Genomic DNA, 23,373 nt, shown 5'->3' with positions numbered 1-23,373 from the left:
GTCGACAAGACTGCCCATGGTAACCTTGCGCCCATCGCGGAAAAGCCGTGCCAACGCCCGCTTTTGCCCCACACCTTTTGAACGAGTTTTCCTGGCAATCCGATGAATAAAGCCCTCTCCGACCTGTCCTCGCACACGCCGATGATGCAGCAGTACTGGCGCCTGAAGAACCAGCACCCTGACCAATTGATGTTCTACCGCATGGGCGACTTCTACGAGATCTTCTATGAAGACGCGAAGAAGGCCGCCAAGCTCCTCGACATCACCCTGACCGCTCGCGGACAGTCGGCTGGCCAGGCGATTCCGATGTGCGGCATTCCTTACCATGCGGCGGAAGGTTATCTGGCAAAACTGGTGAAGCTCGGCGAGTCCGTGGTGATCTGCGAGCAGGTTGGCGACCCGGCCACCAGCAAAGGCCCGGTGGATCGTCAGGTGGTGCGTATCATCACCCCAGGTACGGTAAGCGATGAAGCGCTGCTCGATGAGCGCCGGGACAACCTGATCGCCGCGGTTCTTGGCGATGAGCGGCTATTCGGCCTGGCGGTGCTGGATATCACCAGTGGCAACTTCAGCGTGCTGGAGATCAAGGGTTGGGAAAACCTCCTGGCGGAACTGGAGCGAGTCAATCCCGTGGAATTGCTGATCCCGGATGACTGGCCCAAGGATCTGCCGGCCGAGAAACGTCGCGGCGTTCGTCGCCGTGCGCCGTGGGATTTTGAGCGTGATTCGGCACTGAAAAGTCTTTGCCAGCAATTCTCTACCCAGGACCTGAAAGGTTTCGGTTGCGAAAACCTGACCCTGGCCATCGGCGCCGCCGGCTGCCTGCTGGCCTACGCGAAAGAAACCCAGCGCACCGCCCTGCCGCACTTGCGCAGCCTGCGCCACGAACGCCTGGACGATACCGTGGTGCTGGACGGTGCGAGTCGCCGCAACCTGGAACTGGACACCAACCTGGCCGGCGGTCGCGACAACACCCTGCAATCGGTGGTCGATCGCTGCCAGACCGCCATGGGCAGCCGCCTGCTGACGCGCTGGCTGAACCGCCCGCTGCGTGACCTGACCGTGTTGCTGGCGCGCCAGACCTCGATCACCTGCCTGCTGGACGGCTACCGTTTCGAAAAGCTGCAACCGCAGCTCAAGGAAATCGGCGACATCGAGCGCATTCTCGCCCGGATCGGCCTGCGCAATGCCCGTCCACGGGACCTCGCGCGCCTGCGTGACGCCCTCGGCGCGCTGCCGCAACTGCAAGTGGCGATGACCGAACTGGAAGCGCCGCACCTCAACCAACTGGCAATCACCACCAGCACTTACCCGGAACTGGCGGCATTGCTGGAAAAAGCCATCATCGACAACCCGCCCGCGGTGATCCGCGACGGCGGCGTGTTGAAAACCGGTTACGACAGCGAACTCGATGAACTGCAATCGCTCAGCGAGAACGCCGGGCAATTCCTGATCGACCTCGAAGCCCGGGAAAAAGCCCGCACCGGCCTCTCTCATTTGAAAGTCGGCTACAACCGCATCCACGGCTACTTCATCGAACTGCCGAGCAAGCAGGCCGAGTCCGCACCCGCCGACTACATTCGTCGCCAGACTCTCAAAGGTGCCGAGCGCTTCATTACGCCGGAACTGAAGGCTTTTGAAGACAAGGCACTGTCTGCCAAGAGCCGTGCCCTGGCGCGGGAGAAGATGCTGTACGAAGCGCTGCTTGAAGACCTGATCGCCCAGCTGCCACCCCTGCAGGACACTGCGGCAGCACTGGCCGAGCTCGACGTGCTGAGCAACCTGGCCGAACGGGCGCTGAACCTCGACCTGAACTGCCCGCGCTTTGTCAGCGAGCCCTGCATGCGCATCAACCAGGGTCGCCACCCGGTGGTTGAGCAGGTATTGACCACCCCGTTCGTGGCCAACGACCTGAGCCTCGACGACAACACCCGTATGCTGGTGATCACCGGCCCGAACATGGGCGGTAAATCCACCTACATGCGCCAGACCGCCTTGATTGTGCTCCTGGCGCACATCGGTAGCTTCGTGCCAGCGGCCAGTTGCGAGTTGTCCCTGGTCGACCGCATCTTCACGCGGATCGGCTCCAGCGATGACCTGGCCGGCGGACGCTCGACCTTCATGGTCGAGATGAGCGAAACCGCCAACATCCTGCACAACGCCACCGAACGCAGCCTGGTGCTGATGGACGAAGTCGGGCGCGGTACCAGCACATTCGACGGCCTGTCCCTGGCGTGGGCGGCGGCGGAGCGCCTGGCGCACCTGCGGGCCTATACGCTGTTCGCCACCCACTACTTTGAGCTGACGGTGCTGCCGGAAGCCCAGCCATTGGTGGCCAACGTGCACCTCAACGCCACCGAGCACAACGAACGCATCGTGTTCCTGCACCATGTGCTGCCAGGGCCGGCCAGCCAGAGCTACGGCCTGGCGGTCGCGCAGTTGGCCGGCGTACCGAACGAAGTGATCGTGCGTGCCCGTGAGCACTTGAGCCGGCTGGAAGACACCGCCCTGCCCCATGAGGCGCCTGCGCCGACCAAAGGTAAACCGGCCGCGCCGCAGCAAAGCGACATGTTCGCCAGCCTGCCGCATCCGGTGCTGGATGAACTGGCCAAGCTCGATCTGGACAACATGACGCCACGTCGCGCGCTCGAAATGCTCTATACACTAAAGACACGGGTCTAACGCAGCGGCTTGCAAGCTGTTAGAATCTCGCGCGGTTTGGGATGCTGCTGGCTTTTAGCCTGGCCGGCAGACTATCGCTCCCAAACCTTGCGACCCCTACGTGAAGGGGCGCAGCAAGCCGCGCCTGAGGAGAAAATTAGAAATGACCTTCGTCGTCACCGACAACTGCATCAAGTGCAAGTACACCGACTGCGTAGAAGTCTGTCCGGTGGACTGCTTTTACGAAGGCCCGAATTTCCTGGTGATTCACCCGGATGAGTGCATCGACTGCGCACTGTGCGAACCTGAATGCCCTGCCGTGGCCATCTTCTCCGAAGATGAAGTGCCTGCCGGCATGGAAAACTTTATCGCGCTTAACGTTGAGCTGGCTGAAATCTGGCCGAACGTCACCGAACGCAAAGATCCGTTGCCCGATGCCGCTGAGTGGGATGGCAAGCCAAACAAGATCGAACACCTCGAACGCTGATTATCCCCGCGTTCCAGAAAAAGGCCCCACAAGGGCCTTTTTGCTTTTCTGCAGGCAAAAAAAAGGGGCGGTCTGACCCGCCCACATTTTTTCCCTATTCCCTGTGTTCCTTTTCATCATCCTGATGAATCGCATCCTGCGATGTCCCTTCCCCTCATCCTTGAAGGGCGTGTCTGTCCGTTGACACAACACCGATACTAGAGTTTTTCGCGCCAAGAGCAATCGCCTGCCCGGGCCTGAATGGCTTGTCACATCCCTTTCATATTAGAAAATCTGCTTGTTTTTCAGCGGGATAAAAGTGGCCTGCAAAAAATATGGTCGACTGCCAACCTGTAAAAATAGTGAACACTTACGCAAAGAGTAAGCGAAGACTTACAACCTGAAGCTACAAAGCTGCGCTGGCGTCCCGGAGATAAAACCAGGGTAGCGGATAGCAAGAAGCCCCGAACCAGTCGGGGCTTCTTGCTATCAGCGGGATGCAACGCTAACGAAAGGCTTACTGAAACAGCGACTCGCTCGACAGCCCGTTTTTCTCCAGGATCTCCCGCAGGCGTTTCAGACCTTCTACCTGAATCTGTCTGACCCGCTCCCGGGTCAGGCCAATTTCCAGGCCCACATCTTCAAGGGTGCTGCTCTCGTGACCACGCAGGCCGAAGCGGCGTACAACCACCTCGCGCTGCTTGTCGGTCAACTCCGAGAGCCACTGGTCGATGCTTTGAGACAGGTCGTCATCCTGCAGCAGCTCGCATGGATCGGTTGGGCGATCGTCGGTAAGGGTGTCCAGCAGGGTTTTATCCGAATCCGGACCCAGCGAGACGTCGACCGAAGAAACCCGCTCGTTGAGGCCCAGCATGCGCTTGACCTCCGCTACCGGTTTTTCCAGCAGGTTGGCGATCTCTTCGGGTGAGGGTTCATGATCGAGTTTTTGCGTCAGCTCCCGTGCGGCCCGCAGGTACACGTTGAGCTCCTTGACCACATGGATCGGCAACCGGATGGTCCGGGTCTGATTCATGATCGCGCGCTCAATGGTCTGACGAATCCACCAGGTTGCGTAGGTCGAGAAGCGGAAACCGCGCTCAGGGTCGAACTTCTCAACCGCCCGGATCAAGCCGAGGTTGCCCTCTTCGATCAGATCGAGCAGCGAAAGACCCCGATTGACATAACGCCGGGCGATTTTCACCACCAGCCGCAGGTTACTTTCAATCATGCGTTTGCGCCCGGCCGGATCACCACTTTGCGACAGGCGCGCAAAATGCACTTCTTCTTCGGGGGACAGTAGAGGGGAAAAGCCGATTTCATTGAGGTACAGCTGCGTGGCATCGAGTGCCCGCGTGTAATCGATGTACTTGTGTTGCTTCAATGTCGCGGAGTGTTTGGATTTGGCACGAACGGAAGGTGGAGCCGCCCCTTCATCATTCGACATCGAATCCGCGGCGACGTCGGTCTCCATCAGGAGAACCTCATCGTCGATGTCAAACTCCGGCACTTCTTTACTGAGAGCCATTGTTATAGTCCTTTGGTGAGTTCGACCTCAAGCTCAAGCGGCGCCTTTATCCTTGGCAACGCTGGAGCCTGTCCCCTCTACGTGACGGAACAGGCTGGAAGCGATCAACGACGCGGCAGGAATTGCAGCGGATCTACTGGTTTACCTTGGCGGCGAATCTCAAAATGCAGTTTCACCCGGTCTGTACCCGTTGACCCCATTTCGGCAATTGTCTGTCCGACCTTGACCTGCTGCCCCTCCCGAACCAACAGCCTGCGGTTATGTCCGTAGGCACTGACGTAGGTTTCACTGTGTTTGATGATGACTAATTCGCCGTAGCCCCTTAAGCCACTCCCGGCGTATACCACCGTCCCATCAGACGCAGCTAAAACAGGCTGTCCCAAATCCCCTGCGATATCAATTCCTTTATTCAAACTACCGTTTGATGAGAATTTGCCGATCAAAATGCCATTAGATGGCCACCCCCAGCCGGTCGGGGCTGGACCCGGTGGAGGCAGTGGAGCGGGTGCAGGCTTGTTGGCGACGGACGGTACAACCACCGGTGTGGTCGTGGTCGTACCGTCCGCAGAGCGACGGATGACCGTGGTTTTACTCGAGGATGAAGGCGAGGAACTGGACGAGCTGACCACGGTGGTCGGCGTTGAACCGGTGCGCCCATCGAAGCGAATCGTCTGGCCCGGACGGATGGTGTACGGCGGCTCAATGTTGTTGCGCGCCGCCAGCGCCTTGTAGTCCCACCCGTAGCGAAAGGCGATGGAGAACAGGGTGTCCTTGGGGCGAACGACGTACTGCCCGGTGGTCACGGCCGGACGCTGGGCCGCGGCTTTGTTGCGGTCGACAACACCTACATCGCTGGATTTGTTACTGGAGCAACCGACCAGCAAGGTGCTCATGACGAGGCCAGTCACCAGGCGCTGAAAGCTCGTTGTACCCATACGCTGCGCTATGACTGTGAGACTCACCCGCCGCTCCCTTTGTGGTGGCTGAAAATGTGATTTGCCGTGTTCCGGCACGAAGTGCCGCAAGTATAACGGGCCGTGCCGGCTTTTCCCTTAATGAAGCGAAATGCCTTGGCGCACACGTTTGCTGCCCGCCAAAACACCCCGTTTAATCAATCGACCCCGCTATAAGACAGAGGCCATCGAAGAGAATTCAGCGCGTTTAAATAAATGCTCAGGCCAGTGGCCCATTGAGTAACGGGACGAAGCGCACCGACCCCAGGACACGCCTGGAGAAGCCATTTTCTTCCCGGACGATCAGCATCAGTTGTTGAACTTCACCGGAGCCGACCGGGATCACCAGGCGCCCCCCTGGCGCCAGCTGATCAAGCAGCGCCTGAGGTACGTCAGTTGCCACCGCCGTGACGATAATGCCGTTGTAGGGCGCCAGCGCTGGCCAGCCCTCCCAGCCATCGCCCCAGCGAAATACCACGTTACGCAAATTCAGCTCGACCAGGCGTTCCTTGGCCCGGTCTTGCAGCACCTTGATACGTTCCACGGAAAAAACCCGCTCGACCAGCTGCGACAACACCGCCGTCTGATAACCCGACCCCGTGCCGATTTCCATGACCTTGTCCAACGGCCCGGCTTCGAGCAGCAACTCACTCATGCGAGCCACCATATAAGGCTGGGAGATGGTCTGGTTGTGGCCGATGGGTAGCGCCGTGTCTTCGTAGGCCCGGTGCGCCAGCGCCTCGTCGACGAACAGGTGACGCGGTGTACGACGAATGACTTCCAACACCTTGGCGTTGGTAATCCCCTCCTCATACAAGCGCTGAATCAGGCGTTCGCGGGTCCGTTGCGAGGTCATGCCGATGCCGCGATGCAGCATGTCGTCTTGTCCACGCGTCATGGGTGCAACCCCTCCAGCCAGCCGTCGAGGCTTCTGAAGGCATCATTGAAGGTGCGATCCAGTTGCAAAGGCGTGATGGAAACAAAGCCCTGCATCACGGCATGGAAATCGGTGCCGGGGCCGCCATCCTCGGCGTCCCCCGCCGCCGCGATCCAGTACCCGGACCTGCCTCGCGGATCGACCACTTTCACCGGTGCAGCCGCACGGGCGCGATGCCCGAGGCGGGTCAACTGGATACCGCGGATGTGCTCCAGCGGCAAATTGGGAATATTCACGTTCAGTACCGTACGCGGTGGCAGTTCGAGATCCGCATGGGCCTCGACCAGTTTGCGCGCAAAGTAGGCCGCCGTGGCAAGGTTATCGACTTGTCGCGAGACCAGCGAAAAGGCAAACGCAGGGCGCGCCAGGAACCGACCTTCGAGTGCCGCCGCCACGGTACCCGAGTAGAGCACGTCGTCCCCCAGGTTGGCGCCCAGGTTGATGCCAGACACCACCATGTCTGCTTCACGCTCCAGCAAGCCATTGAGGCCCAGGTGCACGCAGTCAGTCGGCGTGCCATTGACGCTGATAAAGCCGTTGGCCAGCGTGTGCGGATGCAGCGGACGGTCCAGCGTGAGCGAACTGCTCGCGCCGCTTTTGTCCTGGTCCGGGGCAATCACCACGCACTCGGTGTAATCCGCCAGCGCAGCATGAAGCGCGGCGAGTCCGGGTGCGGTTACCCCGTCGTCGTTAGAAATCAGAATACGCATGGGCTGTCCGTCTGCCCCACCGGCACCAGATCAACAAGCTCGCGCACCAATACGGTGGCGAAGCATCCGGCCGGCAGGACGAATTCCAGTTGCAGAATGTCAGGTTCGGGATAATGCCACGTCAACCCGGCAATGGGCAGCCGCAGGATGCGGCGTTCGTGGCTCATTCCGGCTTTGATCAACCAATCGCGAAGGTCTGCTTCGCGAGCGGCGATCGCCTGCTCCAGTTCATGGACAGCGCCCGTGGCCGGCGAGTCACCTTCACCCCACTGCGGACCGGTCGGGTGCAGGTCGAGAATCGCCAGGCGTGGGTCGCTGCACTCGGCCTCACCTGCCGGAAAAAAGCTGCGGCTATCGGTGAAGGCCAGCAGATCGCCGACCTGCGCCTGCTGCCAGGTACCGTCGGCGACGCGCGCGGCCAACACCTGGTTGAAGAGGAAACTGCGGGCGGTCGACAGCAGGCGCGAACGCACGTTGCGCTGCTCCGGCAAGGCCTTGCGCGCGGCCCAGGCGCGGGCGTCGACCACGTTGCCGCCGTCATGACCAAAGCGCTGGGCACCGAAATAATTGGGAATGCCTCGTTTGGCAATCAGCTGCAGGCGCTCTTCAATGGCGGCCTTGTCGCCAGCGAACTGCGTCAGGCGCAAGGTGAAGCCGTTGGCCGCGTGGGCACCGCGTTGCAGCTTGCGTTTATGCCGGCTGGTCTTGAGGATTTTCAACGTTTCGTTTTCGGCCGCGGACAGATCCGGATCGGCCTTGCCCGGCAGTTGTACGCTGAACCACTGGCGCGTCAGCGCCTGGCGGTCCTTGAGCCCGGCGTAGCTGACAGTGCGCAATGGCACCCCGGCCGCCTTGGCGATTCGACGTGCTGCCTCTTCCGTATTCAGGCCGCGTTTTTCCACCCAGATCCACAGGTGCTCGCCGTCACCGCTCAAGGGAATATCGAGGACTTCGTCGACCTGGAAATCTTCGGCGATGGCTTTCAGTACGGCGCTGCCGAGCGGTTCACCATAGGCCCGCGGGCCGAGCAATTGCAGTTCGTTCATGCGCGCAGCAACAAGGCAACGGAATGCACGGCAATGCCCTCTTCGCGACCGACAAAGCCAAGCTTTTCGGTGGTGGTAGCTTTCACGTTCACTTGATCCAACTCAACTTGAAGATCCGCGGCAATCAGCGCGCGCATCGATTCGATATGCGGGGCCATTTTTGGCGCCTGGGCAACGATGGTGTTGTCGACGTTAGCGACTTTCCAGCCTTTGGCGTGGATCAACGCGACGACATGCCGCAACAGCGCTCGGCTGTCGGCGCCCTTGAATTGCGGGTCGGTGTCCGGGAAATGCTTGCCGATGTCACCCAGCGCAGCAGCGCCGAGCAAGGCATCGCTCAAGGCGTGCAGCAGGACGTCACCGTCGGAGTGAGCGAGCAGCCCGAAGCTGTGTGCAATGCGCACCCCGCCCAGAGTGATGAAATCGCCTTCAGCGAAACGGTGCACATCATAGCCGTGGCCAATACGCATAAAAAAACGCCCCGAATTTTGTCAGGGCGTGATTCTACCTGCATTAGGCACCTAGAGCATGCGCGTGATGCCGCAAGTGCTCATCGATGAAACTGGCGATGAAGAAATAGCTGTGGTCATAGCCCGGTTGCAGGCGCAACGTCAGCGGGTGACCGGCCAGTTTGGCCGCCTGCTGCAAGGCTTCGGGCTTCAACTGATTGGCGAGGAAATCGTCGCGATCGCCTTGATCGACCAACAGCGGCAGCTTTTCATCGGCCTCGGCGATCAACGCACAAGCATCCCATTCACGCCATTTCGAACGGTCTTCTCCCAGATAGCGGGAAAAGGCTTTCTGCCCCCACGGGCAATCCATCGGGTTGTTGATCGGCGAGAACGCCGATACCGACAGATAACGCCCCGGATTGCGCAAGGCGCAGACCAGGGCTCCGTGGCCGCCCATGGAGTGACCGCTGATGCCGCGCTTGTCCGACGCAGGGAAATGCGCCTCGACCAATGCCGGCAATTCCTGCACGACATAGTCATGCATCCGATAGTGGCGCGACCACGGTTCCTGGGTGGCGTTCAAGTAGAACCCGGCGCCGAGGCCGAAGTCCCAGGCACCGTCCGGATCACCCGACACATCGGGACCTCGTGGGCTGGTGTCCGGCGCGACGATGATCAGGCCCAATTCGGCGGCCATGCGCATGGCGCCGGCCTTCTGCATGAAGTTCTCGTCGGTGCAGGTCAGGCCGGACAACCAGTACAACACCGGCAACTTGCCGCCCTGCTCCGCTTGCGGCGGCAGGTACACGGCAAACACCATGTCGCAGCCGAGCGTTTCCGAGCGATGGCGATAACGCTTGTGCCAGCCGCCGAAGCTTTTCTGGCAGGAGATATTTTCCAGGCTCATGGCTGACCTCAGAAATGGATGACGGAGCGGATGCTTTTTCCTTCATGCATCAGGTCGAACGCCTTGTTGATATCTTCCAGGCCCATGGTGTGGGTGATGAAGGTATCCAGCGGGATCTCACCGGTCTCGGCCATTTCCACGTAGCTTGGCAATTCGGTACGGCCGCGCACGCCGCCGAACGCCGAACCGCGCCAGACGCGACCGGTGACCAGCTGGAACGGACGGGTGGATATTTCCTGGCCGGCACCGGCAACACCGATGATCACCGACTCGCCCCAACCTTTGTGGCAGCACTCGAGGGCGGCACGCATCAGTTGCACGTTACCGATGCACTCGAAGGAAAAGTCGACGCCGCCGTCGGTCATGTCGACGATGACTTCCTGGATCGGGCGATCGAAGTCTTTCGGGTTTACACAATCGGTTGCACCCAGCTGCTTGGCGATCTCGAATTTGGCCGGGTTGATGTCGATGGCAATGATCCGTCCGGCCTTGGCTTTTACCGCGCCGATGACCGCCGACAGACCGATGCCACCCAGACCGAAAATGGCCACGGTGTCACCGGGTTTCACCTTGGCGGTGTTCAACACGGCGCCGATGCCGGTGGTGACACCACAACCCAACAGGCAGACTTTTTCCAGCGGTGCTTCCTTGGCGATCTTGGCCACGGAAATTTCCGGCAGCACGGTGTACTCGGAGAAGGTCGAAGTACCCATGTAGTGGAAAATCGGCTGGCCTTTGTAGGAAAACCGCGATGTGCCATCTGGCATCAGGCCTTTGCCCTGGGTCGCACGAATCGCCTGGCAGAGGTTGGTTTTGCCCGACAGGCAGAATTTGCACTGACGGCATTCCGGGGTGTACAGCGGGATCACATGATCGCCCACCGCCACCGAGGTCACGCCTTCACCGATCGCTTGGACGATCGCCCCGCCTTCGTGACCGAGGATCGACGGGAAAATGCCTTCCGGGTCAGCGCCCGAGAGGGTGTAGGCATCGGTATGGCAGACACCGGAAGCCACCACGCGCAGCAACACTTCACCGGCCTTGGGCATGGCGACATCGACTTCAACGATCTCCAGAGGTTTCTTGGCCTCGAAGGCAACGGCGGCGCGTGACTTGATCATGGTGATTCTCCAGTGAATAAAAACGAGACTGAGAGTGTAATACAGCGCCTTACGGTGAATAATCAGGACAAAAGCAAAACATTATTGCTACACAGGGATAATCTTCGATGTCGGAAAACCGCTGGGAAGGGATCGACGAATTCGTGGCCGTCGCCGAATGCAGCCAGTTCACTGCGGCGGCCGAACGCCTGGGGGTTTCTTCCTCGCACGTCAGTCGACAAATCGTACGCTTGGAAGAGCGCCTGCAAACCCGCCTGCTCTATCGCAGTACCCGGCGTGTCACGCTGACCGAGGCCGGGCAAACCTTTCTGCAACATTGTCAGCGCTTGCAGGATGGCCGCGAAGAGGCGTTGCGGGCGGTCGGCGACCTGACCAGCGAACCCAAGGGCATGTTGCGCATGACTTGCGCGGTGGCTTATGGCGAACGCTTCATCGTGCCGTTGGTGACTCGCTTCATGGGGCTTTACCCGCAACTGCGGATCGACATCGAACTGAGCAATCGCCAACTCGATCTCGTGCATGAAGGCCTGGACCTGGCGATCCGCCTGGGGCGCCTGCAGGACTCAAGACTGGTCGCCACCCGCCTCGCGCCACGGCGCATGTTCCTCTGCGCGTCGCCTTCCTACCTGGAACGCTATGGTCGGCCACACAGCTTGTCGGAATTGAGCCGGCACAATTGTCTTATTGGCAGTTCGGACCTCTGGCAACTGGAACAGAACGGGCGGGAATTTTCCCAACGGGTTCAGGGAAACTGGCGCTGCAACAGTGGGCAAGCGGTGCTAGATGCGGCGCTACAGGGTGTGGGGTTGTGTCAGTTGCCGGACTATTACGTGCTGGAGCATCTGAAAAGCGGCGCGTTGATTTCGTTGCTCGAAGCGCATCAACCGCCGAATACAGCCGTTTGGGCGCTATATCCGCAGCAGCGGCATTTGTCGCCGAAGGTGCGCAAGTTGGTGGATTTTTTGAAGGAAGGGTTGGCGCAAAGGCCGGAGTACCGAAGCTAGCTGGCGTGTCAGCAAGATTTCGGTGCCCCGACTACCGCTATCGCGAGCAGGCTCACTCCTACAGGGGGCGGGGGTCAACCGTAAATCTTGAGCGCACCAATGAACCCTGTAGGAGTGAGCCTGCTCGCGATTGGGGACAACACTGAACCCAAATCAATCAGCGACGATTGGCCCAACGCTGTTTCAACCACTCAAGGTCTTCGGGCCGCGTGACCTTGAGGTTGTCCGACCGCCCTTCAATCAAGCGAGGAGCCATACCCGCCCACTCCATCGCCGACGCTTCGTCGGTGATGACAGCGTCCGCCACCAGACTGTCCGCCAACGCCCGATGCAACGCCCCAAGGCGAAACATCTGCGGCGTGTAGGCCTGCCAGATCACGCTGCGGTCCACGGTTTCAACCACACGACCGTGCTTGTCGACCCGCTTGAGCGTGTCCCGCGCCGGCACCGCCAGCAGTCCACCGACAGGATCGTCAGCCAGCTCTGCCAGCAGCTTGTCCAGATCGTTGCGACTCAGGTTTGGCCGTGCGGCATCGTGAACCAACACCCAATCCTCATCATCGGCACCTTGGGCATGCAAATGCAGCAACGCGTTGAGCACCGACCCGGAACGCTCGGCGCCCCCCTCGACCCGTGCGATACGCGGATCGCTGGCAAGAGGCAGGTTCGGCCAATAAGGATCATCAACAGCGAGACTGACCACCAGGCCCTTCAGGCCAGGGTGATCGAGGAAACAGCCGAGGCTGTGTTCGAGAATAGTGCGCCCGCCCAGTTGCAAGTATTGCTTGGGACGGTCCGCAGCCATACGGGCACCGACGCCCGCGGCAGGAATCACGGCCCAGAAGGCCGGTAGTTCAAGGTTCATTGGGCCAGCTGGTAAAGGGTTTCACCGTCCTTGACCATGCCCAACTCATGGCGAGCCCGTTCTTCAACGGTCTCCATGCCTTTTTTCAACTCGCTGACTTCCGCGTCCATCACCCGATTGCGTTCCAGCAATGTCTGGTTCTCGGCTTGTTGATCCGCAATCTGCTGGGTCAGCTCAGCCACTTGCGCCAGGCTGCCATTACCCACCCACAGGCGGTATTGCAGGCCAGCCAGCAACAGGAGCAAGACGAGAAACAACCAATTGGGACTGCGCATCGAATATCAGGTATCCAGTGGAAAAAGACAGCCATACCAAAACATGAAGCTACTGATAGCACGAAGCCTGGAAGAACCAGGCTTGTGCTTTCAAGGCATCAGATTAGTGGCAAAAGCGTCGCTGTAGCGATTTTTTCCGACACAATCCGGTGTCTTTTTTTACCAGTTAACGCTTAACCGCGGAATTCGCTGCGGCCGTTGTACTTGGCTTTACCGTTCAACTGCTCTTCGATACGCAGCAGTTGGTTGTACTTGGAAACGCGGTCGGAACGGCACAGGGAGCCGGTCTTGATCTGGCCAGCCGAAGTGCCCACGGCCAGGTCGGCAATGGTCGAATCTTCGGTTTCGCCCGAACGGTGCGAGATCACGGCGGTGTAACCGGCGGCCTTGGCCATCTGGATGGCTTCCAGGGTTTCGGTCAGGGTGCCGATCTGGTTGAACTTGATCAGGATCGAGTTGGCGATCTTCTTGTCGATGCCTTCTTTCAGGATCTTGGTGTTGGTCACGAACAGGTCGTCGCCTACCAGCTGAGTCTTCTCGCCGATCTTGTCGGTGAGGATTTTCCAGCCAGCCCAGTCGGACTCGTCCAGGCCATCTTCGATGGAGATGATCGGGTAACGCTCGGTCAGGCCTTTCAGATAGTCAGCGAAACCTTCAGCGGTGAACACCTGGCCTTCGCCGGACAGGTTGTACTTGCCGTCTTCGTAGAATTCGCTGGCTGCGCAGTCCAGGGCCAGGGTCACGTCGGTGCCCAGGGTGTAACCGGCGTTGGCCACAGCTTCGGAGATCACTTTCAAAGCGTCTTCGTTGGAAGCCAGGTTAGGTGCGAAACCACCTTCGTCACCCACGGCAGTGCTCAGGCCACGAGCCTTCAGAACAGCCTTGAGGTGGTGGAAAATCTCGGTACCCATGCGCAGGCCTTCCGAGAAAGACTTGGCGCCAACCGGCTGCACCATGAATTCCTGGATGTCGACGTTGTTATCGGCGTGCTCGCCACCGTTGATGATGTTCATCATCGGAACCGGCATCGAGTACACACCCGGGGTGCCGTTCAGGTTGGCGATGTGCGCGTACAGCGGCAGGTCCTGGTCCTGTGCTGCTGCCTTGGCCGCGGCCAGGGAAACGGCGAGGATCGCGTTGGCGCCCAGGGAACCTTTGTTTTCAGTACCGTCGAGCTTGATCATCGCCAGGTCGAGGGCTTTCTGGTCGCTTGGGTCCATGCCTTTCAACAGGTCTTTGATCGGACCGTTGATGTTGGCCACGGCTTTCAGTACGCCCTTGCCCAGGTAACGGCTCTTGTCGCCATCACGCAGCTCGAGCGCTTCACGCGAGCCAGTGGAAGCACCGGACGGCGCGCAGGCGCTACCGATGATGCCGTTATCGAGAAGCACATCCGCTTCCACGGTGGGATTGCCACGGGAGTCGAGAACTTCACGACCTTTGATGTCGACGATTTTAGCCATTGTTGTAAACACTCCAAAGTTGACGAAAACGACGCAGCTAGAGGAAATCTTTTACCGTCGGCAAGTGAGTCGCAGCGGGCAGGCTTGCGGACGATAAGGCTCAGGCCCGAGGGCCTGAGCGTTAAATCGTGCGGTACTTTACCGGAGAAATGAGGATTACGCGGTTTCTACCGTCGGAAAACTCTTCACCAGTTCGTCCAGGGCTTTGAGCTGGGCCAGGAATGGCTCCAGTTTGTCCAGGCGCAAGGCGCAAGGGCCGTCGCATTTGGCGTTGTCCGGATCCGGGTGGGCTTCCAGGAACAGGCCGGCCAGAGACTGGCTCATGCCGGCTTTCGCCAGATCCAGGACCTGGGCGCGACGACCACCAGCGGAATCAGCACGACCGCCCGGCATTTGCAGCGCGTGGGTCACGTCGAAAAACACCGGGTATTCGAACTGCTTCATGATGCCAAAGCCGAGCATGTCGACGACCAGGTTGTTGTAGCCGAAGCTCGAACCGCGCTCGCAGAGGATCAACTGATCGTTACCCGCTTCCACGCACTTGTTCAGGATGTGTTTCATTTCCTGAGGCGCGAGGAACTGGGCCTTTTTGATGTTGATCACCGCGCCGGTCTTGGCCATCGCGACAACCAGGTCCGTCTGGCGCGACAGGAAGGCCGGCAGCTGGATGATGTCGCAGACTTCAGCGACGACCGCGGCCTGTTCAGGCTCGTGGACGTCGGTGATGATCGGCACGCCGAAGGCTTGCTTGATGTCCTGGAAAATCCGCATGCCCTCTTCCAGGCCAGGGCCACGGTAAGAGGTCACGGAGGAACGGTTGGCCTTGTCGAAGCTGGCCTTGAACACGTAAGGGATACCCAGTTTCTGGGTAACCTTCACATACTCTTCGCAGACCTGCATCGCCATGTCACGGCTTTCCAGCACGTTCATGCCACCGAACAGCACCATAGGCTTGTCGTTGGCAATTTCGATATCGCCTACGCGGATGATCTTCTGCGCCATCAGGTTTACGCCTTCTTCTGGTGTTGAGCCAAAGCAGCTTTAACGAAACCGCTGAACAACGGGTGACCGTCGCGTGGTGTCGAAGTGAACTCCGGGTGGAACTGGCAAGCGACGAACCATGGATGATCTGGTGCTTCCACCACTTCGACCAACGCGCCATCACCGGAACGACCGGAGATTTTCAGGCCGGCTTCCATGATCTGTGGCAGCAGGTTGTTGTTCACTTCGTAGCGGTGACGGTGACGCTCGACGATCACGTCCTTGCCGTAGCAGCCGTGAACCAGGGAGCCCGGCTCCAGCAGGCAATCCTGTGCGCCCAGGCGCATGGTGCCGCCCAGATCGGACGATTCGGTACGGGTTTCGACAGCGCCGGTGGCGTCTTCCCACTCGGTGATCAGGCCCACGACCGGGTGACCGCTGGCACGATCGAACTCGGTGGAGTTGGCGTCTTTCCAGCCCAGCACGTTACGAGCGAACTCGATTACGGCCACTTGCATGCCCAGGCAGATGCCCAGGTAAGGCACCTTGTTTTCGCGAGCGTACTGGACGGCAGTGATCTTGCCTTCCACGCCACGCAGGCCGAAGCCGCCAGGTACCAGGATCGCGTCGACGCCTTCGAGCAGCGCAGTGCCCTGGTTCTCGATGTCTTCGGAATCGATGTAGCGCAGGTTGACCTTGGTGCGGTTGCTGATACCGGCGTGGCTCATCGCTTCGATCAGCGACTTGTACGCGTCCAGCAGTTCCATGTACTTGCCAACCATGGCGATGGTGACTTCATGCTCAGGGTTGAGCTTGGCGTCGACCACGGCTTCCCATTCGGACAGGTCGGCACCGCCGCATTGCAGGCCGAAACGCTCGACGACGAAGTCGTCCAGACCCTGGGAGTGCAGGATGCCCGGAATCTTGTAGATGGTGTCGGCGTCTTCCAGCGCGATCACCGCACGTTCTTCAACGTTGGTGAACTGCGCGATCTTGCGACGCGACGACACATCGATCGGGTGATCGGAGCGGCACACCAGCACGTCGGGTTGCAGGCCGATGGAACGCAGTTCCTTCACCGAGTGCTGGGTTGGCTTGGTCTTGGTTTCGCCAGCAGTGGCGATGTACGGCACCAGCGTCAGGTGCATCAGCATCGCGCGCTTGGCGCCGACTTCGAAACGCAGCTGGCGGATAGCCTCCAGGAACGGTTGCGATTCGATGTCACCCACGGTGCCACCGATCTCGACCATCGCCACGTCGGCATCGCCGGCGCCCTTGATGATGCGGCGCTTGATTTCGTCGGTGATGTGCGGAATCACCTGGATGGTTGCACCCAGGTAGTCACCACGGCGCTCTTTGCGCAGCACGTGCTCGTAGACACGGCCGGTGGTGAAGTTGTTGTTCTGGGTCATGGTCGTGCGGATGAACCGCTCGTAGTGGCCCAGGTCCAGGTCGGTCTCGGCGCCGTCGTGGGTGACGAACACTTCACCGTGCTGGAACGGGCTCATGGTGCCCGGGTCGACGTTGATGTACGGGTCCAGCTTCAGCATGGTGACCTTAAGTCCCCGCGCCTCCAGGATGGCCGCCAATGATGCCGATGCAATGCCTTTCCCCAAAGAAGAAACAACACCGCCCGTGACGAATATGTAGCGCGTCATGAAAAACCCTAGAAGTCTGCGTTAAAGCGGTCCGAGCCGCCGGGGAAAGCGAAGGAAGGCCGAAGCCCCCGATCACCTGCATTAATCACAGTGCACCTTTCAAAAAAACCGCCGCGTTGTGACAGACCGGGAAATGAAACACCGGTTCGTTGCTCGCTACACATTTTTTGGAATCGCCCAGCAAAGACTGCTTGGTAATCGGCAACTCCTGCAATTCAGGCGAATCCACAGAAGTTGTATCAAGAAGGGAGCGTAGTCTACCGGAAAGCCCCTTTCAGCTCAAACCTTGATCTTCGCCTGGTGTTTGCCAATGTAAATGCCAGTCACCCCGCGCCTTGCCGTCCAACCCCGGCAGGTTCGCCACCGCCAGCAATTGCTCGCCCTTGTACAGCAGCGGCAATCTGCCGCGCACGAACAGCGGCACCGCGCTTTCATTGAGCAAACGCTTGAGGTCGCGATGCCCACGACCAGGCAGATCCATCACCTCGCCTCCCACACGATAGCGGATCTGTAGCGTTCCGGCGGGGATTTGCCCACTGAGCGAGAGCACGCCGTTGTCGGGCAACGCCAACGGCTGCGTGGGTTCAAGCCATGCTCCTGGCGCTGGTGCCACACGCAACCAGGCACCGGACAACCACCAGATACGCCCGCCCGCCCGATGCAACTCGCCATCGGCCAGGCGCCAGATCGGCCGCGCGTCGCCGGTGGCATCGCGCAAATCGACCCAACCCGACCAATGGTCACTGTCCGGCAGTCGGGTCAGGGGTTCGAGCCAATGGCTGAGCGCATTGCGCTGGCGAGCGGCGGAGAGTTTTTCCAGGGGGGCCAGCTCCAGCGACGGCAGGCCCAGCCAATCGAAATCACTTGGCGTGTTCGCCTGGCTCAAGTCGATTTGCGCAAGATCATCGAGCAAGGTCTGCGCCTCACTGAGATGTGCAGCACTGCGAGCCATAGTTGCCACCGCCTGCGGCCAACGTAGAGTCAATGTCGGGAGCACCTGATGACGCAGGTAATTGCGCGAGAACTGCCGGTCCTGGTTGGAAGGATCCTCGATCCAGCTCAGCTTGTGTTCCGATGCGTAGGTCTCAAGCTCGGCGCGGGTAGCCTCGAGCAAAGGCCGCAGCAGATGCCCTTTGCCCAGCGGGCGCTGGCGTGGCATCCCTGACAGCCCCCTAACGCCGGCCCCACGCAGCAGACGAAACAGCAAGGTTTCCGCTTGATCGTCACGGTGTTGGGCCGTGAGCAGCACTTCATTGGCTTGAGTGGCCTCACTGAACGCCGCATAACGCGCATCACGGGCGGCTCGCTCAAGGCTGGCGCCGGATTGCACCCGGACGCGAATGACCTGTAACGGCACTCCCAGCGACTCACACACCAGCCGGCAATGCTCCGGCCACGCGTCGGCCACAGCCTGAAGGCCGTGATGGACATGGATGGCGCTCAGCGCTGGCAGGGATTCGGTTTTGGCGAGGTGTGCGAGAAGGTGCAGGAGGACGGTGGAGTCGAGGCCGCCGGAGAAAGCGATGCGCCAGGCAGGAGCGTTGCGCCACGGGGCGAGATTGCGCAAAAGCCTGGAAGACAAATCAATCGCGGGCCGATCCATATCTTTCCCTTTGCACAAATCAAATGTGGGAGCGGGCTTGCTCGCGAAGGCGGCTCAACATTCAACACATAAGTCGACTGTTATACCGCTTTCGCGAGCAAGCCCGCTCCCACATGGGTACAGCGTGATCGTCTTAGAGACCGTAGCTCATCAGACGCTCATAACGACGGTCCAGCAGCGCCTTGTGGTCGAGCTTCTTGAGCATCGCCAGTTGCGTGCTCAGTTCGGCACGGATCGAGGCAGCCGCAGCCGCCGGATCACGGTGCGCGCCACCCAGGGGCTCGCCGATTACTTTGTCCACGATGCCCAGGCCTTTGAGGCGCTCGGCGGTGATGCCCATGGCTTCAGCGGCGTCCGGGGCTTTCTCGGCGGTTTTCCACAGGATCGATGCGCAACCTTCCGGCGAGATCACCGCGTAGGTCGAGTACTGCAGCATGTTCAGCTGATCGCAAACACCGATCGCCAGTGCACCACCGGAACCACCTTCACCGATCACGGTGGCGATGATTGGAGTTTTCAGGCGAGCCATCACGCGCAGGTTCCAGGCAATCGCTTCGCTCTGGTTGCGCTCTTCCGCGTCGATGCCCGGGTAAGCGCCCGGAGTGTCGATGAAGGTCAGGATCGGCATCTTGAAACGTTCGGCCATTTCCATCAGGCGGCAAGCCTTGCGGTAGCCTTCCGGACGCGGCATGCCGAAGTTACGGCGAACCTTCTCGCGCACTTCGCGGCCTTTCTGGTGACCGATCACCATCACAGGCTGGTCCTCCAGACGGGCAATACCACCGACGATGGCGGCGTCGTCGGAGAAGTGACGGTCGCCGTGCAGCTCATCGAACTCGGTGAAGATGTGTTCGATGTAGTCCAGGGTATATGGACGCTTCGGGTGACGCGCCAGACGCGCGATCTGCCAGCTGGTCAGCTTGCCGAAGATGTCTTCAGTCAACGTGCTGCTCTTGTCCTGCAGGCGGGAGATCTCATCGCCGATATTCAGCGAATTGTCATTACCGACCAAGCGCAACTCTTCGATCTTGGCTTGCAGGTCGGCGATCGGCTGTTCGAAATCCAGAAAATTCGGGTTCATAGGCGTCCGTCTTGGGTCGGCGTCCAAGGGAGCTTGGGCCGGCCGGTTGTCTATTCGCGCCCTACCATAAGGGACAGGCGCGTTAAGGTCGAGATTAAAAATTCTGCTCAAGCCCAGGGTTGCGTAATGTCACCCTGACCTTAACGGTATTGGAGGAAGACGTTGTCTCGCCCGAACTGGTCACGCAGGGCTTGAATCAACGCATCCGCCGGGTCGATTCGCCAGCCTTCGCCGAACTGCAGCAAGGCTTTCGCATCGGGACTTGTGTAGTCCATGGTGATCGGGCACGCACCGCGGTGACGCTTCAACAGTTCACCCAGCCAGCGTAGCTGATCGCCCTTGAGATCCTTGGCATGCAGCTTCAGGCGCAGGCTTTCGGCCAGGTTGGTGCGCGCATCTTCCATGCTCATCACCCGCTTGACCCGCAACCGCAGGCCGCCGGAAAAGTCGTCGTTGCTGACTTCGCCTTCGACCACCACCATCGCATCGGTCTGCAACAGCGATTGCGCGGAATGGAAGGCATCGGCGAACAGCGACGCTTCGATCCGCCCCGAACGGTCGTCTAGGGTGATGAAGCCCATCTTGTCGCCCTTTTTGTTCTTCATCACCCGCAGGGCGATGATCATGCCGGCAACGGTCTGGGTGTCGCGCGCCGGTTTCAGGTCGATGATGCGCTGACGGGCGAAACGACGGATTTCCCCTTCGTATTCGTCGATCGGGTGACCGGTCAGGTACAGGCCCAGGGTGTCTTTCTCGCCCTTGAGCCGCTCCTTGAGGGTCAGTTCCTTGGCTTTGCGATGATTGGCGTAGACGTCGGCATCTTCTTCCACGAACAGCCCACCAAACAGGTCGGCATGGCCGCTGTCATGGGTGCGGGCGGTTTGCTCGGCGGCCTTGATCGCCTCTTCCATCGCGGTCAGCAAGACTGCGCGGTTGCGGTCGATATTGGCCTGGTAGGCTTTGGCTTCGTCGTGGAAATACGGGCCCAGGCGATCCAGTGCACCGCTGCGGATCAAGCCGTCGAGGGTGCGTTTGTTGATGCGCTTGAGGTCGACCCGGGCGCAAAAATCGAACAGGTCCTTGAACGGACCGTCCTGGCGCGCCTCGGTGATCGCCTCCACCGGCCCCTCGCCCACACCCTTGATCGCACCCAGGCCGTAGATGATCCGGCCTTCGTCGTTCACCGTGAACTTGAACTCGGAAGTGTTCACGTCCGGCGCGTCGAGACGCAGCTTCATCGTGCGCACTTCTTCGATCAAGGTCACGACCTTGTCGGTGTTGTGCATGTCCGCCGAGAGTACCGCGGCCATGAACGGCGCCGGGTAGTGCGCTTTCAGCCACGCGGTCTGGTACGACACCAGGCCGTAAGCCGCGGAGTGGGATTTGTTGAAGCCATAACCGGCGAACTTTTCTACCAGGTCGAAGATGTTACCGGCGAGGTCGGCATCGATGTTGTTGGTGGCGCAACCTTCAATGAAACCGCCGCGCTGCTTGGCCATTTCCTCGGGCTTTTTCTTACCCATCGCCCGACGCAGCATGTCCGCACCGCCGAGGGTGTAACCGGCCATGACCTGGGCAATCTGCATCACCTGTTCCTGATACAGGATGATGCCGTAGGTCGGGGCCAACACCGGCTTGAGGCCTTCGTACTGGTAGTCCGAGTGCGGGTACGCCAGCTCGGCGCGGCCGTGCTTACGGTTGATGAAGTCATCCACCATGCCCGATTGCAGCGGACCCGGACGGAACAATGCCACCAGTGCGATCAAGTCTTCCAGGCAGTCGGGCTTGAGCTTTTTGATCAGCTCCTTCATGCCGCGTGATTCAAGCTGGAACACCGCGGTGGTTTCAGCTTTCTGCAGCAGGGTATAAGTCGGTTTGTCATCCAGCGGGATGAACGCGATGTCCAGCGGCGGTTCGTTGACCTTGGCGCGGTCGCGGTTGATGGTTTTCAGCGCCCAGTCGATGATTGTCAGGGTCCGCAGGCCGAGGAAGTCGAACTTCACCAGGCCGGCCGCCTCAACGTCGTCCTTATCGAACTGGGTTACCAGGCCATCGCCGGCTTCGTCGCAATAGATTGGCGAGAAGTCAGTCAGTTTGGTCGGCGCGATCACCACGCCACCGGCGTGCTTGCCGACGTTACGCACAACGCCCTCAAGCTTGCGGGCCATCTCCCAGATTTCCGCAGCTTCTTCATCGACCTTGATGAAGTCACGCAGGATTTCTTCCTGTTCGTAGGCCTTTTCCAGGGTCATGCCGACTTCGAACGGAATCATCTTCGACAGACGATCCGCCAGGCCGTAGGACTTGCCCTGCACCCGCGCTACGTCACGGACCACAGCCTTGGCCGCCATGGAACCGAAGGTGATGATCTGGCTTACCGCGTTGCGGCCATATTTTTCGGCCACATAGTCGATCACCCGGTCGCGACCGTCCATGCAGAAGTCGACGTCGAAGTCGGGCATGGAGACCCGTTCCGGGTTAAGGAAACGTTCGAACAGCAGGTCATATTCCAGCGGGTCGAGGTCGGTGATCTTCTGCACATAGGCCACCAGCGATCCGGCACCCGACCCCCGGCCAGGACCGACCGGCACGCCGTTGCTCTTAGCCCACTGGATGAAGTCCATAACGATCAGGAAGTAACCGGGGAAGCCCATCTGGATGATGATATCCAGCTCGAAATTCAGCCGGTCGACATAGACCTGGCGCTTGGCCTCATAGTCTTCGGTGGTTTCCTTGGGCAGCAGGACGGACAGCCGTTCCTCCAGGCCATCGAAGGACACCTTGCGGAAGTACTCGTCGATGGTCATGCCATCGGGGATCGGGAAGTTGGGCAGGAAGTGCGTGCCCAGCTTGACTTCGATGTTGCAGCGCTTGGCGATCTCGACGGTGTTTTCCAGCGCCTCGGGAATATCGCTGAACAGCTCGGCCATTTCCTCGGCACTTTTGAGGTACTGCTGATCGCTGTAGTTTTTCGAACGACGCGGGTCGTCGAGGGCCCGGCCCTCACCGATGCACACGCGGGTTTCGTGGGCGGCGAAATCTTCCTGCTTGATGAAGCGCACATCGTTGGTCGCAACCAGCGGAGCGCCGATTTTCTCGGCCAGCGCCACGGCGCCATGCAGTTGCTCTTCATCGTTGGGGCGGTTGGTGCGCTGGATTTCCAGATAGAAGCGATCCGGAAACACGGCCATCCATTCACGCGCCAGGTTTTCCGCTTCATCCGGGTTGCCGCTGAGCATGGCCTGGCCGATTTCACCCTCTTTGGCCGCAGACAGCATGATCAGGCCGTCGCTGGCTTCGGCCACCCATTCACGCTCGATGATGATCGAGCCGTTGCGTTGACCGTCGATAAAACCGCGAGAGATCAATTCGGTGAGATTGCGATAGCCCGCGGCATTCATTACCAGCAGGCTGATCCGGCTCAGGGGGTTGTCCGGATCCTTGTTCGACAGCCACAGGTCGGCGCCGCAGATCGGCTTGATCCCGGCACCCATGGCGTTTTTATAGAATTTGACCAGGGAACACATGTTGTTCTGGTCAGTGACCGCTACGGCAGGCATGTTCATGCCGACCAGGGTCTTGACCAGCGGCTTGATCCGCACCAGACCGTCGACCAGGGAGTATTCAGTGTGCAGGCGCAGGTGAACGAATGAAGCCGGCATAGT

At 59.9% G+C, this 23,373-nt stretch carries 19 protein-coding genes; 3 read left to right on the top strand and 16 right to left on the bottom strand.

Going from position 1 to position 23,373, the window contains the following annotated elements:
- Nucleotides 1–102 precede the first annotated feature (102 nt).
- Both mutS and fdxA read left to right on the top strand, forming a co-directional pair.
- On the top strand, nucleotides 103–2,682 hold the full coding sequence (gene mutS, locus OH720_RS05675) for a DNA mismatch repair protein MutS (protein WP_272604852.1): 2,580 nt from the start codon (nucleotides 103–105) through the stop codon (nucleotides 2,680–2,682).
- Nucleotides 2,683–2,824: 142 nt separating this feature from the next.
- Nucleotides 2,825–3,148 carry a ferredoxin FdxA gene (fdxA, locus tag OH720_RS05670; protein WP_272604851.1) on the top strand — a complete coding sequence of 108 codons (324 nt, stop codon included), beginning with the start codon at nucleotides 2,825–2,827 and terminating at the stop codon, nucleotides 3,146–3,148.
- A 496-nt stretch (nucleotides 3,149–3,644) separates the two neighbouring features.
- On the opposite strand, the gene rpoS is transcribed toward fdxA, so the two are convergent.
- The 8 genes from rpoS to OH720_RS05630 all read right to left on the bottom strand — a co-directional run bounded on the left by rpoS (nucleotide 3,645) and on the right by OH720_RS05630 (nucleotide 10,778).
- Nucleotides 3,645–4,652 (bottom strand): RNA polymerase sigma factor RpoS, encoded by a 1,008-nt coding sequence (gene rpoS, locus OH720_RS05665; RefSeq protein WP_008057345.1) that lies wholly within the window; start codon nucleotides 4,650–4,652, stop codon nucleotides 3,645–3,647.
- Between the two features lie 104 nt (nucleotides 4,653–4,756).
- Entirely contained in the window at nucleotides 4,757–5,614 is an 858-nt protein-coding gene (locus tag OH720_RS05660) for a peptidoglycan DD-metalloendopeptidase family protein (protein WP_272604850.1), read from the bottom strand.
- A 211-nt stretch (nucleotides 5,615–5,825) separates the two neighbouring features.
- Nucleotides 5,826–6,461, bottom strand: coding sequence for a protein-L-isoaspartate(D-aspartate) O-methyltransferase (locus tag OH720_RS05655; RefSeq protein ID WP_177325071.1), 636 nt, complete (start codon nucleotides 6,459–6,461; stop codon nucleotides 5,826–5,828).
- A 38-nt stretch (nucleotides 6,462–6,499) separates the two neighbouring features.
- Nucleotides 6,500–7,252, bottom strand: coding sequence for a 5'/3'-nucleotidase SurE (surE, locus tag OH720_RS05650; RefSeq protein WP_008057342.1), 753 nt, complete (start codon nucleotides 7,250–7,252; stop codon nucleotides 6,500–6,502).
- Nucleotides 7,240–8,298, bottom strand: coding sequence for a tRNA pseudouridine(13) synthase TruD (truD, locus tag OH720_RS05645; RefSeq protein WP_272604849.1), 1,059 nt, complete (start codon nucleotides 8,296–8,298; stop codon nucleotides 7,240–7,242). The genes surE and truD overlap by 13 nt, the downstream gene beginning before the upstream one ends.
- Entirely contained in the window at nucleotides 8,295–8,768 is a 474-nt protein-coding gene (gene ispF, locus OH720_RS05640; RefSeq protein ID WP_272604848.1) for a 2-C-methyl-D-erythritol 2,4-cyclodiphosphate synthase, read from the bottom strand. The genes truD and ispF overlap by 4 nt, the downstream gene beginning before the upstream one ends.
- A gap of 43 nt (nucleotides 8,769–8,811) precedes the next feature.
- A complete protein-coding gene (gene fghA / locus OH720_RS05635) occupies nucleotides 8,812–9,657 on the bottom strand; it encodes an S-formylglutathione hydrolase (protein ID WP_272604847.1) in 846 nt (281 codons plus the stop codon).
- Nucleotides 9,658–9,665: 8 nt separating this feature from the next.
- Entirely contained in the window at nucleotides 9,666–10,778 is a 1,113-nt protein-coding gene (locus OH720_RS05630) for an S-(hydroxymethyl)glutathione dehydrogenase/class III alcohol dehydrogenase (RefSeq protein WP_272604846.1), read from the bottom strand.
- 107 nt (nucleotides 10,779–10,885) lie between these two features.
- Between OH720_RS05630 and OH720_RS05625 the strand changes: the two genes are divergently transcribed.
- A complete protein-coding gene (locus OH720_RS05625; RefSeq protein WP_180203248.1) occupies nucleotides 10,886–11,782 on the top strand; it encodes a LysR substrate-binding domain-containing protein in 897 nt (298 codons plus the stop codon).
- 157 nt (nucleotides 11,783–11,939) lie between these two features.
- Here OH720_RS05625 and ispD read toward each other — a convergent pair whose 3' ends face one another.
- The 8 genes from ispD to dnaE all read right to left on the bottom strand — a co-directional run bounded on the left by ispD (nucleotide 11,940) and on the right by dnaE (nucleotide 23,370).
- Nucleotides 11,940–12,647: a 2-C-methyl-D-erythritol 4-phosphate cytidylyltransferase gene (gene ispD / locus OH720_RS05620; protein WP_272604845.1), complete on the bottom strand. Its 708-nt coding sequence runs from the start codon at nucleotides 12,645–12,647 to the stop codon at nucleotides 11,940–11,942.
- Nucleotides 12,644–12,922 (bottom strand): cell division protein FtsB, encoded by a 279-nt coding sequence (gene ftsB, locus OH720_RS05615; RefSeq protein ID WP_008057335.1) that lies wholly within the window; start codon nucleotides 12,920–12,922, stop codon nucleotides 12,644–12,646. Before ftsB ends, ispD begins: the two co-directional genes overlap by 4 nt.
- A gap of 173 nt (nucleotides 12,923–13,095) precedes the next feature.
- Nucleotides 13,096–14,385 carry a phosphopyruvate hydratase gene (gene eno, locus OH720_RS05610; protein WP_008057334.1) on the bottom strand — a complete coding sequence of 430 codons (1,290 nt, stop codon included), beginning with the start codon at nucleotides 14,383–14,385 and terminating at the stop codon, nucleotides 13,096–13,098.
- Nucleotides 14,386–14,541: 156 nt separating this feature from the next.
- Entirely contained in the window at nucleotides 14,542–15,387 is an 846-nt protein-coding gene (gene kdsA / locus OH720_RS05605; protein WP_008057333.1) for a 3-deoxy-8-phosphooctulonate synthase, read from the bottom strand.
- 5 nt (nucleotides 15,388–15,392) lie between these two features.
- Nucleotides 15,393–17,024, bottom strand: coding sequence for a CTP synthase (locus OH720_RS05600; RefSeq protein WP_272604844.1), 1,632 nt, complete (start codon nucleotides 17,022–17,024; stop codon nucleotides 15,393–15,395).
- 274 nt (nucleotides 17,025–17,298) lie between these two features.
- Nucleotides 17,299–18,627, bottom strand: coding sequence for a tRNA lysidine(34) synthetase TilS (gene tilS, locus OH720_RS05595; RefSeq protein WP_272604843.1), 1,329 nt, complete (start codon nucleotides 18,625–18,627; stop codon nucleotides 17,299–17,301).
- A 133-nt stretch (nucleotides 18,628–18,760) separates the two neighbouring features.
- On the bottom strand, nucleotides 18,761–19,708 hold the full coding sequence (locus tag OH720_RS05590; RefSeq protein WP_008057327.1) for an acetyl-CoA carboxylase carboxyltransferase subunit alpha: 948 nt from the start codon (nucleotides 19,706–19,708) through the stop codon (nucleotides 18,761–18,763).
- A gap of 140 nt (nucleotides 19,709–19,848) precedes the next feature.
- On the bottom strand, nucleotides 19,849–23,370 hold the full coding sequence (gene dnaE, locus OH720_RS05585) for a DNA polymerase III subunit alpha (protein ID WP_272604842.1): 3,522 nt from the start codon (nucleotides 23,368–23,370) through the stop codon (nucleotides 19,849–19,851).
- Nucleotides 23,371–23,373 lie beyond the last annotated feature (3 nt).

Origin of the sequence: Pseudomonas sp. WJP1, assembly GCF_028471945.1 — a bacterium.
In the GTDB taxonomy this organism is placed as follows: Bacteria; Pseudomonadota; Gammaproteobacteria; order Pseudomonadales; family Pseudomonadaceae; genus Aquipseudomonas.
The sequence above is the reverse complement of the archived record's forward strand: the minus strand, read 5'-3'. Positions and strand labels throughout refer to the sequence as shown.

Excerpts from the sequence above, each read along its gene's own strand:
- mutS (WP_272604852.1), top strand. The coding sequence starts at position 103 with ATGAATAAAGCCCTCTCCGACCTGTCCTCGCACACGCCGATGATGCAG.
- fdxA (WP_272604851.1), top strand. The coding sequence starts at position 2,825 with ATGACCTTCGTCGTCACCGACAACTGCATCAAGTGCAAGTACACCGAC.
- rpoS (WP_008057345.1), bottom strand. The coding sequence starts at position 4,652 with ATGGCTCTCAGTAAAGAAGTGCCGGAGTTTGACATCGACGATGAGGTT.
- OH720_RS05655 (WP_177325071.1), bottom strand. The coding sequence starts at position 6,461 with ATGACCTCGCAACGGACCCGCGAACGCCTGATTCAGCGCTTGTATGAG.
- surE (WP_008057342.1), bottom strand. The coding sequence starts at position 7,252 with ATGCGTATTCTGATTTCTAACGACGACGGGGTAACCGCACCCGGACTC.
- truD (WP_272604849.1), bottom strand. The coding sequence starts at position 8,298 with ATGAACGAACTGCAATTGCTCGGCCCGCGGGCCTATGGTGAACCGCTC.
- ispF (WP_272604848.1), bottom strand. The coding sequence starts at position 8,768 with ATGCGTATTGGCCACGGCTATGATGTGCACCGTTTCGCTGAAGGCGAT.
- fghA (WP_272604847.1), bottom strand. The coding sequence starts at position 9,657 with ATGAGCCTGGAAAATATCTCCTGCCAGAAAAGCTTCGGCGGCTGGCAC.
- OH720_RS05630 (WP_272604846.1), bottom strand. The coding sequence starts at position 10,778 with ATGATCAAGTCACGCGCCGCCGTTGCCTTCGAGGCCAAGAAACCTCTG.
- OH720_RS05625 (WP_180203248.1), top strand. The coding sequence starts at position 10,886 with ATGTCGGAAAACCGCTGGGAAGGGATCGACGAATTCGTGGCCGTCGCC.
- ispD (WP_272604845.1), bottom strand. The coding sequence starts at position 12,647 with ATGAACCTTGAACTACCGGCCTTCTGGGCCGTGATTCCTGCCGCGGGC.
- ftsB (WP_008057335.1), bottom strand. The coding sequence starts at position 12,922 with ATGCGCAGTCCCAATTGGTTGTTTCTCGTCTTGCTCCTGTTGCTGGCT.
- eno (WP_008057334.1), bottom strand. The coding sequence starts at position 14,385 with ATGGCTAAAATCGTCGACATCAAAGGTCGTGAAGTTCTCGACTCCCGT.
- kdsA (WP_008057333.1), bottom strand. The coding sequence starts at position 15,387 with ATGGCGCAGAAGATCATCCGCGTAGGCGATATCGAAATTGCCAACGAC.
- OH720_RS05600 (WP_272604844.1), bottom strand. The coding sequence starts at position 17,024 with ATGACGCGCTACATATTCGTCACGGGCGGTGTTGTTTCTTCTTTGGGG.
- tilS (WP_272604843.1), bottom strand. The coding sequence starts at position 18,627 with ATGGATCGGCCCGCGATTGATTTGTCTTCCAGGCTTTTGCGCAATCTC.
- OH720_RS05590 (WP_008057327.1), bottom strand. The coding sequence starts at position 19,708 with ATGAACCCGAATTTTCTGGATTTCGAACAGCCGATCGCCGACCTGCAA.
- dnaE (WP_272604842.1), bottom strand. The coding sequence starts at position 23,370 with ATGCCGGCTTCATTCGTTCACCTGCGCCTGCACACTGAATACTCCCTG.